Origin of the sequence: Streptomyces rimosus subsp. rimosus (assembly GCF_000720725.1) — a bacterium.
GTDB lineage: Bacteria > Actinomycetota > Actinomycetes > Streptomycetales > Streptomycetaceae > Streptomyces > Streptomyces rimosus_A.
Genome location: NZ_JOCQ01000010.1, coordinates 1 through 12,743 on the forward strand (window position 1 = coordinate 1; position 12,743 = coordinate 12,743).

10 protein-coding genes are annotated in these 12,743 nt (G+C 72.4%); 8 read left to right on the top strand and 2 right to left on the bottom strand.

Features of this window, described 5'->3' with window-relative positions:
- Window positions 1-147: 147 nt before the first annotated feature.
- The 8 genes from IH45_RS01000000143230 (at window position 148) to IH45_RS0107435 (ending at window position 8,333) form a co-directional block, all read left to right on the top strand.
- Window positions 148-615, top strand: coding sequence for a hypothetical protein (locus tag IH45_RS01000000143230; RefSeq protein ID WP_032916958.1), 468 nt, complete (start codon window positions 148-150; stop codon window positions 613-615).
- Between the two features lie 101 nt (window positions 616-716).
- Window positions 717-1,139: a phage tail protein gene (locus tag IH45_RS0107405; protein WP_030663267.1), complete on the top strand. Its 423-nt coding sequence runs from the start codon at window positions 717-719 to the stop codon at window positions 1,137-1,139.
- 35 nt (window positions 1,140-1,174) lie between these two features.
- A complete protein-coding gene (locus IH45_RS0107410) occupies window positions 1,175-1,900 on the top strand; it encodes a CIS tube protein (RefSeq protein WP_030663270.1) in 726 nt (241 codons plus the stop codon).
- Window positions 1,900-3,831 (top strand): VgrG-related protein, encoded by a 1,932-nt coding sequence (locus tag IH45_RS0107415; RefSeq protein WP_030663273.1) that lies wholly within the window; start codon window positions 1,900-1,902, stop codon window positions 3,829-3,831. Before IH45_RS0107410 ends, IH45_RS0107415 begins: the two co-directional genes overlap by 1 nt.
- A 90-nt stretch (window positions 3,832-3,921) precedes the next feature.
- A complete protein-coding gene (locus IH45_RS0107420) occupies window positions 3,922-4,398 on the top strand; it encodes a GPW/gp25 family protein (RefSeq protein ID WP_030663277.1) in 477 nt (158 codons plus the stop codon).
- Complete coding sequence (locus tag IH45_RS0107425; protein ID WP_030663279.1) at window positions 4,398-6,356, top strand: putative baseplate assembly protein; 1,959 nt, start codon at window positions 4,398-4,400, stop codon at window positions 6,354-6,356. Before IH45_RS0107420 ends, IH45_RS0107425 begins: the two co-directional genes overlap by 1 nt.
- 28 nt (window positions 6,357-6,384) lie before the next feature.
- Window positions 6,385-6,942 (top strand): phage tail protein, encoded by a 558-nt coding sequence (locus IH45_RS0107430; protein ID WP_030663282.1) that lies wholly within the window; start codon window positions 6,385-6,387, stop codon window positions 6,940-6,942.
- Window positions 6,939-8,333, top strand: coding sequence for an NADase-type glycan-binding domain-containing protein (locus IH45_RS0107435; RefSeq protein WP_030663286.1), 1,395 nt, complete (start codon window positions 6,939-6,941; stop codon window positions 8,331-8,333). Before IH45_RS0107430 ends, IH45_RS0107435 begins: the two co-directional genes overlap by 4 nt.
- Window positions 8,334-8,397: 64 nt before the next feature.
- Here the strand turns inward: IH45_RS0107435 and IH45_RS0107440 are convergent, their stop codons facing one another.
- Together IH45_RS0107440 and IH45_RS0107445 are read right to left on the bottom strand one after the other, a co-directional pair.
- On the bottom strand, window positions 8,398-11,109 hold the full coding sequence (locus IH45_RS0107440) for a helix-turn-helix transcriptional regulator (protein WP_030663288.1): 2,712 nt from the start codon (window positions 11,107-11,109) through the stop codon (window positions 8,398-8,400).
- Between the two features lie 401 nt (window positions 11,110-11,510).
- The gene (locus IH45_RS0107445) at window positions 11,511-12,662 is read right to left on the bottom strand and encodes an oxygenase MpaB family protein (protein WP_032916959.1); all 1,152 of its coding nucleotides are present in this window, start codon (window positions 12,660-12,662) and stop codon (window positions 11,511-11,513) included.
- Window positions 12,663-12,743 lie beyond the last annotated feature (81 nt).

Consider the following 12,743-nt stretch of genomic DNA (forward strand, 5'->3'; position numbering starts at 1 on the left):
CCGCTGCACCACCCCACCCGACACCAGCCCTCCGCTGCCCCTCGCCCACTCCCCGTTGCTCCTCCCCCGTTGCCCCGGGTGCCGGCGCCACTATCCCTACCGCACACCCCCACCGCGGGCAGCCCTCCGACTCCGCGTCCGGTCACCGTGCAACGGGCCCCGAACTCGGCCACCGGCGCGCTCACCGCCATGGCCGCGGCCACGGTGGCGGACACGCTGCCCCGGCTCCGGCCCCCGCGCCGGCCGGCCGCCCCCGGTGAGCCCCCGCCTGCCTACGAGCCCCCTCCCGCGTACGAGCCATCACCTGCGTACGAGCCGCCGCCTGCGTACCAGCCACCCCACCGGCAACAACTCCCGGCCAACCAGCGCATCCAGTCCGCGCAATCCGCCCAGCCCAACCAGACGCACCAGACGCACCAGCCCAACCAGTCCACCCAGCCGCCCCCACCCGCCTACACAGAAACCCCCGCCGGCGGATTCGACCCGCGCGCCCTCTCCGACTTCCAGCTCGACGAACTGGTCCACCGGATCATCGGCCGCGTCACCCGGCTCATCCGCACCGAACTGCGGCTGGACCGCGAGCGGATCGGCAGGCTCCGCGACCCCCGTCAGTAACCGGCCGACGGCCTCCCGCACCAGCCACCCGACACCACACCTCGGACCACCTCCAACCACCTCGAACCACCTCCAACCACCCAGCGCAGAAAGGCCTCCCGATGCCCCGCCAGGACCCGGGTTCCTCCCTCTGGTTCACCCTCTCCATCGACGGTGAGAGCCTCGGCTATTTCAACGGGTGCGACGGGCTGTCGTCGCAGGTGGAGACGGAGCAGCGGCAGGAGGGCGGCAACAACGGGTTCGTGTGGCAGCTGCCGACCCGGGTCACGTTCTCCACCATCCGGCTGACGCGGCCGCTCACTCCGGACACCGCGAAGGTCGCCAAGTGGATCTCTTCGGTCCAGACGGGCATCGAGCGGCCCACCGCCCAGATCACGGCGCTGCGCGCGGACGGTTCGCAGGTTGCGCGCTGGGGGCTGATCGATGTGCTGCCGGTCAGCTGGCAGGGGCCCTCGCTCGATCCGGCCAGTCCGGCCGTCGCCACGGAGGTCCTGGAGATCGCCCATCACGGGTTCACCGACTGAAGACCGCCGACCGCAGAACGACAGAGACGATCTCCATGCCCAAGAGCAGCAGCAAAGGCGCCGGCAAGAGCCTGGTCCGTGCCACCCTCGCCATCCACGAGCCCCCGCTCGGTACGGGCACCAGCCCGGGCGCGCTCATGAAGACGTTCGACTTCGACTTCAACCCGGCGCAGCTGTCCATCAGCCGTTCCGCGCAGTGGAAGGTGACGCCGACCGTCGCCGTACGCAAGGGCGCGCGGCCGGAGTTCATGGGGTCGGAGCCGCGTGCGATGGCGCTGGAGGTGTTCCTGGACTCCTCCGACCGGCCGACCGGCAACACGGTGCTCAAGAAGGTGGAGGCGCTGATGCGCTGCTGTGTGGTGACGGCCAGGAGCCTGGCGGCCAAGCAACCGTCGCCGCCCTGGGTGATCTTCCAGTGGGGGTCCTTCTCCACGGCCCGGTTCGCCGCGTACGTCGCCTCGGTCGACGCCTCGTACACACTGTTCGGGACCACCGGCGTCCCCCTGCGTGCCACCTGCCGGCTGCGGCTGCACGAGATCCCCCGTAAGACCAAGCGGCAGAACCCGACGTCGGGCGCGCTGACGGCGCAGCGGGTGCACCAGGTCGTCGCCGGTGACTCGCTCCAGTCCCTGGCCTGGCGGGAGTACGGGGACGCGGCCGCGTGGCGGGCGATCGCCGAGGCGAACGGCATCGACGACCCGTCCCGGCTGACCACGGGCACGGAACTCGTCCTGCCCGCCGCCGAGGAGGTGCGTCACTGATGCTCGGTCCCGCCACCTCCGCCGTCATCCAGGTGTCCATCGGCAGCGACCAGTTGCCGGACGACGCCCTGCACGCCCTGGTCGACGGCTGGGTCGACCAGGGCGCCGGGGTCCCCGCCGCCTTCCAGCTCACCTTCCGGGACCCCGAGCGGCTGCTGCTCGGCCGGCTGGGCGCCACGTTCGGCACCCCGGTCACCATCGCGACCGTGACCGACGGCCAGGGCGCCGGCGACACGCTGCTGACGGGTGAGATCACCGGTCTTGAGGCCGATTACGACGGCACCGGCACGTTCGCCGTCATCCGGGGCTACGACTTCGGGCACCGGCTGATGCGCCGGCGCCGGGTGGCGGCGTACCGGAACCAGACCGCTTCCGACATCGCCGGGAAGCTGGCCGCGGCGGACGGGGTGCCGATCGGCAGGATCCAGCCGACGAAGACGGTGTACGAGTTCATCAGCCAGTCCAACGTCAGCGACTGGGACTTCCTGGCGCGCCTGGCCGACGAGAACGAGACCGTCATGTCCATCGACGCCGAGGGACGGTTCCAGTTCGTCCGGCCGAAGCCGGCCTCGGGGGCGCCTCCGACGAGCGCGGAGGGCGAGCAGAATCCGCTCGCCCTCCAGGCCGGCGTCAACATTCTGCGGCTGCGGGCCGCCGTCACCGCCGCCGACCAGGTCGGCAAGGTGGAGACGCGCGGCTGGGACGTCACGCAGAAGAAGGCGCTCAGCTCCGTCTCGCCCGCCACGGACAACCCTGGTTTCGTGATCGGTGAGACGCCGGGCCGGGCCGCGGGGAAGTTCAAGGCGGGCAAACTGGTCGAGACCGCGGTCCCGTATGACAAGTCGGCCGAGGTGCGGCACGCCTCCGACGCCCTCGCCGAGGACGTGACCGGGGCCTTCGCCGAGGTGGAGGTCGTGGCGCTGGGCAACACGGAACTGCGGCCGGGGGTGCCGGTGACGCTCACCGGCACCGGCGCGCCCTTCGAGGGCAAGTACACGGCCACTTCCGTACGGCATGTCTTCGGCGACGGGAAGCACTACGAGTCGTGGGTGACGGTCAGCGGCCGGCAGTGGCGCTCGCTGTTCGGGCTGGCCTCCGGCGGAGGCGGGGCGGGCACCGGCACCACGCTGCCGAGCGTGGCCAACGCGCTGGTCACCGACGTGAACGATCCGCTCAAACAGGGCCGGGTGCGGCTGCGGTTCCCGTGGCTGGACGACAAGTACGTCAGCGACTGGACGCGGACGGTGCAGATGGGCGGCCTCGGCGGCGGCGGGGTGTTCCCGATGGACGTCAACGACGAGGTGCTGGTCGGGTTCGACCGGGGCGCCCTCGACCACCCGTTCGTGATCGGCGGTCTGTACAACGGCAAGGACAAACCGACCGTGGTCGGTGATGTGCCGCTGCACGACACCGTACGGAAGAAGGCCAGCCGGCACACCGTCTCCGACCGGGACGGCAACCGGATGGACCTGCTCAGTCAGAAGACCGGCGGCCGCAAGCAGGGTGTCCGGCTGACGTCCGGCGACAAGCAGCTGACCATCAGCCTGGACCGGACGAACACCGAGATCGTCGTGGACAGCAAGGGGTCGGTGACCATCAAGGGCAGCCGGTCGGTGTCCGTGCAGGCCGGTACCGACCTCACACTGCGGGCCCGGCGCCGGCTGTCCCTGGAGAGCGGCGGCCCGCTCAGCGTCAGGAGCGGCGGCCCGCTCACCGCCGACAGTGCCAGTGTGATCAACCTGAAGGCGCTGGGGCAGGCCGGAATCGTGGCGGGGGGCGCCCTGAACCTGTCCGCCGGCGGGGTGGCGACCCTTACCGCGGGCGGCAGCCTCCAGCTCACCTCGGTCGCGAACATGCTCAACGGCGCCAAGACCACCGTCACGTCACCGCTCTTCTTCTCCGTCACACCGCCCGTACCGCCGGTGGGGTGAGGGTCGCGTCCCGCCCCTGTCTCCGTACCTCTGCCGATTGTCCCTGCCCCTGTCCCCCTACTCCTGTCCGTGGAAAGCGGGTGTGTTCCGATGGCCGAACAGTTCGTCGGCTCCGGCTGGTCGTTCCCGCTGCGTATCGGGCCGACCGGCGGTATTGCGCTGGTCAGCGGCGAGCGGGAGGTCGAGGAGGCGATCCGGCTGGTCCTGGCGACCGCGCCGGGCGAGCGGCCGATGCGGCCGGAGTTCGGCTGCGCCATCCACGACCTGGTGTTTGCCCCGGTCAACGAGCAGACCGCGGGCCGCATCCAGCACGAGGTGTACGCCACCCTGGACCGCTGGGAGCCGCGCATCGAGGTCACCGACGTCCAGGTGACCACCGGCAGCGACCGCAGCGTCCTGTACATCGACATCCGCTACCAGATCCGCGGCACCAACAACCCGCGCAGCCTTGTCTTTCCCTTCTACGTCATCCCCTCCCACGAGTCCCCCGAGTCCCCCGAGGAGGACGGCCCCGGCGGCGGCCCCTTCGACGACGGCTCCGGCACTTCCTTCGAAAGCGACCGCTGATGTCCCTGCCCTCCCCCAACCTCGACGACCGCCGCTTCCAGCAGTTCGTCGACGACGCCAAGCGCTACATCCAGCAGCGCGCGCCGGAGTGGACCGACCACAACGTCTCCGATCCGGGCGTCACCCTCGTCGAGACCGTCGCCCACATGGCCGACCAGATCGTCTACCGCCTCAACCGGGTGCCCGAGAAGAACCACCTGGCGTTCCTCGATCTCGTCGGGGTCACCCTCTTCCCGCCGTCGGCGGCCCGTACGGAGGTCACCTTCTGGCTGTCCGCGCCCCAGGAGGAAGCCATACCGGTGCCGGCCGGTACCGAGGTGGCCACCTTGCGCACGGAGCAGGAGGAGGCGGTGGTCTTCGCCACCGAGCGCGAACTGGCCGTCGTACCCTGCACGTTGTGCCGCCTGGTGGTGCAGCACCGGGGCGCGCCCGTCACCGACCGTACCGACGCGCTGGCCGAGGGCACCGACATCCGGTGCTTCGCCGAGGCCCCCGCCCCCGGCGACTGCATGCTGATCGGCCTGACGGCGGCCGTCCCGCACTGCGCCGTCGCCCTGGAGCTCGACAGCCGGGTGGACGGTGTCGGCGTCGACCCGAGGCAGCCGCCGCTGGTGTGGGAGGCGTGGACCGAGGACGGCTGGCAGGCCTGCGAGGTCGACCGGGACGGCACCGGTGGCCTCAACCGGGCCGGCGATGTGGTCCTGCACGTCCCCGGCGGTCACGTGCTGTCCCGCAACAGCGGCCACGAGGCGGGCTGGCTGCGCTGCCGGGTCACCGATCCCCTGCCCGGCCAGCCCTTCTACACCACGTCACCGACCGTACGGTCCGCCGACGCCTGCACCATCGGCGGCACCACGCGCGCCGTCCACGCCGCCGCCGTGTACGACGAGGCGCTCGGCGAATCCAGCGGCCTGCCCGGGCAGCGGCGCCGGCTCGCCCACGCGCCCGTCGTCGGCGACGCCCCGCCCCTGCTCCTCCAGACCGCCGAACACGACGGCTGGCAGGACTGGCAGGTGGTCCCGCACTTCGCGGCGTCCCGGGCGGACGACCGCCACATCACCCTCGATGCCACGACCGGCGAGGTCGCCTTCGGCCCCGCCGTCCGCGAAGCCGACGGCACCCTGCGGCAGTACGGCATGGTCGCCCCCAAGGGCGCCGTCATCCGCGCCCGCCGGTACCGCACCGGCGGCGGCCGCACCGGCAACGTCACCCGGGGCTCCGTACGGGTGCTGCGTACGTCCATCCCGTACGTCTCCGAAGTCGTCAACCGGGAGGCCGCGCGCGGCGGCGTCGACGGGGAGACCGTCGAGGAGGCCAAGGTCCGGGCCCCGATCACGCTGCGCGCCCAGGAGCGCGCGGTCACCTTGCGCGACTACGAGGAACTCGCCCGCCGGGCCGCGCCCGAGACCGCCCGCATCACCTGCCTGGAAGGCGACCGGGACGAGCACGGGGCCTACGCGGTACGGGTGCTGGTCGTACCGCAGGCCGTGCCCGACCCCGGCGGCCGGCTGCGCTTCGAACAGCTCGTCCCCGGCGACCGGCTGCTGGACCGCATCACCCGCCACCTCGACGAGCGTCGGCTGATCGGCACCCGGCTCGCGGTCGGGCCGCCGTACTACCAGGGCGTCACGGTCGTCGCCACCGTCCACGCCTTCCGCGGTACGGACACCGACCGGGTACGCCGCCGGGCCCACGACGCGCTGTACCGGCACCTGGACCCGCTCACCGGCGGCGCGGAGGGCCGCGGCTGGCCCTTCGGCCGCCCGGTCCAGGCCGGTGAGATCTTCGCCGTGCTGCAACGCGTGCCCGGTGTGGAGCTGGTCGACGAGGTCGTGCTGCACCCCGCCGACCCGCTGACCGGCCGGCGCGGCGACCCGACCGACCGCATCGACCTGGAGCCGCCGGCCCTGGTCTTCTCCTTCGACCACCGTGTACGGGTGATCGGGGAGGGGACGTGACGCGCCCGCCCCACCCGGGGGGCCGCTCATGAGGGGCTCCGTCGACAACCTGGGCTCCTCCTCGCCCATCGGGATGATGCTCCCGGCCGTCTTCGCGGACGACGACCTCGCCCAGCGCTTCGTCGCGGGACTGGACGACGTGCTCGCGCCGATCCTGTGCGTCCTCGACTGCCTGGACACCTATTTCGACCCCGCGCTCACCCCGGCCGACTTCGCCCGGTGGCTCGGCACCTGGGTGGGCGCCGAGACCGACGGCACCGAACCCGAGCCGCGGCTGCGCGCCGCCGTGGCCGCCGCGGCCGGTCTGCACCGGGTCCGGGGGACCCGGCGCGGTCTGTCGGAAGCCGTACGCCTCGCGTTCGGCGTCGAACCGGAGATCACGGAGAGCGGCGGCGCCGCCTGGAGCGCGCGTCCACGCGGCGCCTTCCCCGGCGATGCCCGTCCCCACCTGCACGTCGTCCTGCGGCTGCCCGAGCCCACCACGGCCGACACCTACCGTCTCGACACGCTCGTGGCCGCGGCCCGTCCCGCGCACATGCCTTACACCGTCACTGTGACCACCACCGAAAGGACCTCGGAGAGATGACCACGCCGGACTGCGGTGAGTGCGGCACCCGCGCGGAACCGGGGCAGTCGTTCTGCGACGCCTGCGGAGCCGTCCTCCGCTGGGATGCTGCCGGAGGCCGTAGCGGCTCCCCCGCGGCTTCCTCCAACGCCGGTTCCGGCCGGGGTGTTTCCGCCCGCGCCGACGGTTCCGGCCCGGCCCGGAGCGCGTACGGCCCTCAGGGCGCGGAACCTGCCCGGGCATCGGCGCGGGGAACCGATACCGACGTGCACGGGAGCGGCCCGGCCCCAGGGCCTGACGTATCGGCGGTTCCTTCCGCCCCCGGCGGGCACCCCCTTTCGGGGACGGCCCCGGAGCACACCGAAAACCGCGAAGGCGCCGGAAACCGCGAGGGTGCCGCAACGACCGGCGCATCCCGCCCCGCGTCCGGCGCCCCGGACCTGGAGGACACCGACCCCCGCATCCCGCTGCCCACGCGGCAGGACGGGCCCCCTTCCGACGGCAGCACCACGACCGACCGCGCCCGCTCCCTCCTCGTGCCCGTCCCGGAGCAGCAGGCCGCCCCAGCCGTGGCCGCACCCGCCGTGGCCCCGGTGCTGCCCGGCCGCCCCGACACCGAACGGCCGCACGTACGCGTCCCGGGCCTCCAGGGGGCGATGCACGGCCCGCCCTGCTCCTGGTGCGCCAGGCCGAACCTCCCGGACCGCCACTTCTGCAACCACTGCGCAATGCCCCTCGCCGAGAGCAGCAGCTCCACGGCGCCCGGACCCCGCCCCTGGTGGCGCCGGCTCCTGGGTCCCGGCGGCCAGGAGGCCCCCTGGGCCGGCGACCGCCCGCGCCTGCGCCGCGCGTTCGACCGTATCGGCACCTGGATCACCCTGGCCGTCGTCGTGACGCTGGTCGTCTTCGGCGTGGTGTACCTCCCCGACGGCATCGACGCCACCCGCGACCACTTCGCCAAGCGGGCCCCGGTCGAGCCGGACGATATCCGGGCCTCGCGCTCCTATCCCGGCCACGAGCCGAAGCTGGCCTTCGACAAGCTCAGCAACACCTGGTGGGGGCCGGGGGTGGCGCAGTCGGGCCAGGGCGAGTGGGTCGAGGTGCGGTTCGCCCGCCCGGCGCGGCTGCTCGACGTGATCATCACGCCGGGGGTGTCCGCCCGCGCCGACCAGCTCGACAAGTCCGCGCTGCCGCACCGGGTCAAGGCGACGATCACGGGGAGGGACGGACGGATCACCACCCGCGAACTGACCCTGGACCCGGGAGCGGGCGGCCAGCGCCGGGCCTTCCGTGTCGGTGAGGCCACCGCGGTCCGCTTCACCATCGAGTCGGCGCACGCCGCGTCCGCCGAGAAGCAGGTGGCCATCGCCGAGATCGAGCTGTTCGGCCGGTCCGGTGAGGACCGGTCCTGATGCGCCCGGGGTGCACCAACTCATCGCCGGGGGCAGGGTGTTGACGTACCCCGGCGCCGGATCGTCACAGCGGCATCTCCCGCAGCTGGCGGCGCGAGGAGATGCCCAGCTTGCGGTACACGTTGCGCAGGTGGGTGTCGATGGTGCGGGGGCTGAGGAACAGCATCACGCCCACTTCCTTGGACGTCGCCCCGGCGGCGACCTTCCCGGCGATGAGCCGTTCCTGCGCGGTGAGCCGGCCCAGTGGGTCCTCGCCGTGCCGGCGGGGCTGTTCGCCGGTGGCGCGCAGTTCCCGGGCGGCGCGCTCGGCGAAGGCGCGGGCACCGACGCGCGACAGCATGTCGTGCGCCGCCCGCAGTTCGTCACGGGCCTCGGCCCGCCGGTTCTCGCGGCGCAGCCACTCCCCGTACGTCAGCCGGGCGCGCGCGTGCAGCACCCTGACCCGCGTCCGGGCGAAATGGTCGATGGCCTGCCGGTACAGCGCTTCGCAGTCCTCGCCCCACTCAAGAAGAGCCTGTGCCTGAAACCATTCGGCGACGGCCCACGGCACGGGATGCGTACGGGCCAGCGCCTCCAGGTGTTCCATGGCCGCGGCCGCGTCCGCACCGCGCCCGGCACGCGCGGCGGCTTCGATGAGCTCGGTGTAGACGGCCCAGATCGAGTACGAGCCGGCCTGGTGCCTGCGCTGGGCCGTCAGCGCGGCGTCCAGCGCCTCTTCGTAGTTGCCGAGCCCGTTGTGCAGGACCGCCCTGGCGTAGTGCTCGCCGGCGGCTTCGAACGGCCGCCCGTCACGGCCCAGGAGTTCCCGCAGTTCGGCGAACCGGTCCCGGTCACCGCGGAAGCCGGTGAGGACCAGCTCGGGCCCCAGGAGCGGCACCGTACCCGCCGCTTCGTCGAGGGCGCGGGCCTCGCTGAGGCTGACGGCCGCCTCGTCGAACCGGCCGACCGCGACCCTGGCGACCGCCTGGTAGCGCAGGGCCTGCGGCAGCGAGGCGAGGGAGCCCTGGCGGCGCGCCACCTCCACCTGGCGGTCCGCGATCTCCTCCATCGCCTCGTCGTCCCGCAGGTCGATGACGACCTGACAGAGCAGGTTCATCCGCCAGCTGCCCGACGAGCGGGCGTCCGTACGGCATGCCGTCACCGCGTCGCGCATCGCGGGCACCGCCCGCTCGACCGGCAGCACGGCCTGATCGAGCAGCGCGTCGAGCAGCAGATCAGCCGGGCGGACGGACGCCCGCCGTGGCGCCAGCTTGCGGATCCGGGCACCGAGCTCCTGGAGGCCGCCGTCCTGGTTGTCGTTGTACATGAACGACGCGAGGGCCTCCAGATAGGTCTCCCTCGCCTGCTCGGGAGCCAGCTCCGTGACGACGTCGACGAGCCTGGCGGTGGCCTGCGGGCTGTGCGAGATCTGGTAGTCGATCCGGGCCCGCAGCAGGCGTGCCGTGGCGCGGCCCTCGTCGTCCATCGGGCGCCGCTCCGCCCGGTGGACGAGTGCGCGAGCCTCGTTGGGCGCCCCGGCCTGCAACCGCAACTGGGCCGCGACGAGCAGCCGCCCGGCCTGGCGGTCGGGAGCGGGGGTCAGCTGCCCGGCCCGCTCCATGAACGCGGCGGCCGCGGCGAACCCGCCGCGCAGACGTGCCCGGTCGGCGGACCGTTCCAGCTCCGCGGCGACGTTCTCGTCGGCCTCGATGACCGCGTGGGCCCGGTGCCACGCCCGGCGGTCGAGGTCGGTCTCCGGGTCGGTCGCCGCCGCGAGAGCGCCGTGCACGCCGCGGCGCTTTTCCGGGGTGGCCGACGCGTAGACCGCGGAACGCACCAGCGGGTGCCGGAAGCGCAGCCGCGGCCCGAGGGTCAGCAGCCCGGCGTTCTCCGCGAGGGTGAGGTCCGCGGCCTCCAGCCCGAGGAGCTGCGCCGCGCGGCGCAGCATGTCGAGGTCGCCGACCGGCTCCGCCGCGGCGAGCACCACCAGCGGCCGTACCGCGTCCGGCAGCCGCTCGAAGCGGCGGACGAACTGCTCCTCCAGCGCGTCCACCACACTGGCCCGGAACCGCCGTGGGCCGAGGACCCCGAACGGTTCCGCGTGGTGGGCGAACTCCAGCAGGGCCAGGGGATTTCCGTGCGCCTCGGCCAGGATCCGGTCGACCACCTCGGCGTCCAGCCCCGCGTGCGTCGCCGCTCCCAGCAGGGCTCGGGCGTCCTCGTCGCCCAGGCCCGTGAGGGGCACGCGCGCGAACCCGGCGAGTCCGGACGGCGGGCCGACGTCGCGCGCGGCGAACACCATCGTGATCCGCTCGGCGGACACCCGCCGGGCCACGAACACCAGCACCCGCCGCGAAGCGTCGTCGATCCACTGGGCGTCGTCCACCACGCAGCAGACGGGCCCGTCCTTCGCCACCTCGTGCAGCAGCCCCAGGACGGCGAGGCCGACCGTCAGCGGATCGGGCGAGGGTTCCGCGCCGAGGCCGAACACCGCCTCCAGCGTCCGCTGCTGCACCGTGGGCAGTCTTCGCCGGTGGCCGAGGACCGGCGCGCACAGCTGGTGCAGCGTCGCGTAGAGAAGGTCCCGCTCGAACTCCGTACCGGCGGCCCGCAGCACCTCGAACCCGTCCAGCGTCCCCACCACGGCGTCGATGAGCGCGGACTTGCCGATCCCCGCCTCCCCCGCCACCACAACGGCCCCACCACGCCCGTCGGCCGTCGAGGTCACTAACCGATCGAACGCACGCCGCTCTGCGTGCCGGGCCACGAGCTGCACCGGAATCGTCCTCCGAGTCATTGCTAGAGGTCTTTCACGATCTTCTTCGTACGGAGCCGGAGTCAGGCCCGGGCCCTCCCCCACGGCGGGCACCGAGCAGGGCGGAGGAGCGGCTGTGGGCCGCCCGCTCACGAGATCACCGCAACCGGCGCCCTCCTGACCGATCTCACGTCAGGAGACGGTCGGTACGGCCGACAGGTTCTTCGCCGGAAGGGACATTTGGCAGCCGTGTGAACTCCTGAGGCTGCCGCGAGACGGCGGAAGCACCCGCTCCACCGCGTACTTCCTTCTCCGTACCCGCTGCCGTCGGCCGCCCGCGACGCTTCCTCTTGTGCACGCGGCCCGCGAGTAGCAAGCCGCGCACCACAGTTGGCATCTCAGAGCTACGGGGTGACCGGTGCCCGGTCGCCCCGCCCGCGCCGTCAGTCCATCCCTGCCACCGTCGGAGCAGGCGGTACCCAACGCTCGTTGCGGCGCTGCTGTGAGCGCACCCCGAAGTCGTTCTTGAGTTCCTCCGGGATCGCGTACTGCATGACCCGGCCGCGGGTGAGGGAGCCCAGTTCGAAGGCGGTGAGGAGGTTGCCCGCCTTGTCGAGGGCCCACTCGCCCAGCGGGCTGCTGTCCTCGATGGTCTCCAGTACGCCGAGGAGGACGGGTACGGCCTTGGCCGCCGTGTCCCAGGGGCTGTGGGGGATCTGCAGCCAGTCGGCGATGGTCGGGCCGACCAGGAAGCGGATGGTGGCGGGCACGATCGGGTCGAAGAGGGTGCCGGGGACGACGTCCTCGTACATCCGCATCAGCTGGTTGTTCAGCCGTACCCCGTCCTCGGACGGCCCCAGGTTACGGGTGAGGTAGACATCGGCGTACGCGCGGGCCTCGGTGAGGTTTTCCGGGGCCGCCTCCATGTCGCAGCCGAGAATCGACCCGACGACACGCCAGGCGTAGTAATACGCCTCCGCTCCCTCCTCGCTCATGTGGATGCCGAGGCGGTGCATCGCGTCCAGTACCAGGATCGAGAAGCAGATCTGCCCGCCGATCATGTCTTCCTGGCACAGCGGCGTGCCGTCGCGCTCCGCGTCCCAGCGGCCCGACGCGGTCAGGTGGTGGCGCACCGCGGCGTGCAGCAGACGGACCTTCTGGGCGGCCGGGATGAATTTGCTGCCTTCTTCGAAGGCGTTGGTCTGCATCAGGTACGTGACGAACTGGCCCGTATTCGCCATCCGGCGCGAGGGGTAGTCCATGGAGTGCGTCGAGGCGAGCAGTTTCGCGACGCGCGGTACGGCGTAGGTGGCGGGCATGGCCGCGAAGGAGAGCCCGGTGTTGATGTGTGCGGCGTTGTCCATGAAGAACAGCCGCGCCCGCTCCATGATGTCCCAGTCCACCCACTTGGGCGGCATGCCGGTCGCCTCCAGGTAGGAGGCCGCCGAGGACGGCAGGCCTTGCGGCAGTTTGTTGCCCGCGGTGGTGAAGAAGCGCATGAGGGTGTTGAAGTCGCGCACCTCTCCACGCTCGAACATCGCCGCGACGGTTGCGTCGGCGAGCGGATCGCCTTGCCTGCGCAGCTCGTCCAGCATCGTGTCGGTGTACCGCGCGGAGGTTTTGGTAGTGGTCTCAGTGGTCTCAGTGGTCTCAGTGGTCTCAGTGGTCTCAGTGGT

What these genes read in the sequence shown, in the direction of transcription:
- IH45_RS0107440 (WP_030663288.1), bottom strand. Translation starts at nt 11,109, where the DNA reads ATGACTCGGAGGACGATTCCGGTGCAGCTCGTGGCCCGGCACGCAGAG.
- IH45_RS0107405 (WP_030663267.1), top strand. Translation starts at nt 717, where the DNA reads ATGCCCCGCCAGGACCCGGGTTCCTCCCTCTGGTTCACCCTCTCCATC.
- IH45_RS0107420 (WP_030663277.1), top strand. Translation starts at nt 3,922, where the DNA reads ATGGCCGAACAGTTCGTCGGCTCCGGCTGGTCGTTCCCGCTGCGTATC.
- IH45_RS0107415 (WP_030663273.1), top strand. Translation starts at nt 1,900, where the DNA reads ATGCTCGGTCCCGCCACCTCCGCCGTCATCCAGGTGTCCATCGGCAGC.
- IH45_RS0107430 (WP_030663282.1), top strand. Translation starts at nt 6,385, where the DNA reads ATGAGGGGCTCCGTCGACAACCTGGGCTCCTCCTCGCCCATCGGGATG.
- IH45_RS0107425 (WP_030663279.1), top strand. Translation starts at nt 4,398, where the DNA reads ATGTCCCTGCCCTCCCCCAACCTCGACGACCGCCGCTTCCAGCAGTTC.
- IH45_RS0107410 (WP_030663270.1), top strand. Translation starts at nt 1,175, where the DNA reads ATGCCCAAGAGCAGCAGCAAAGGCGCCGGCAAGAGCCTGGTCCGTGCC.
- IH45_RS0107435 (WP_030663286.1), top strand. Translation starts at nt 6,939, where the DNA reads ATGACCACGCCGGACTGCGGTGAGTGCGGCACCCGCGCGGAACCGGGG.
- IH45_RS0107445 (WP_032916959.1), bottom strand. Translation starts at nt 12,662, where the DNA reads ATGCTGGACGAGCTGCGCAGGCAAGGCGATCCGCTCGCCGACGCAACC.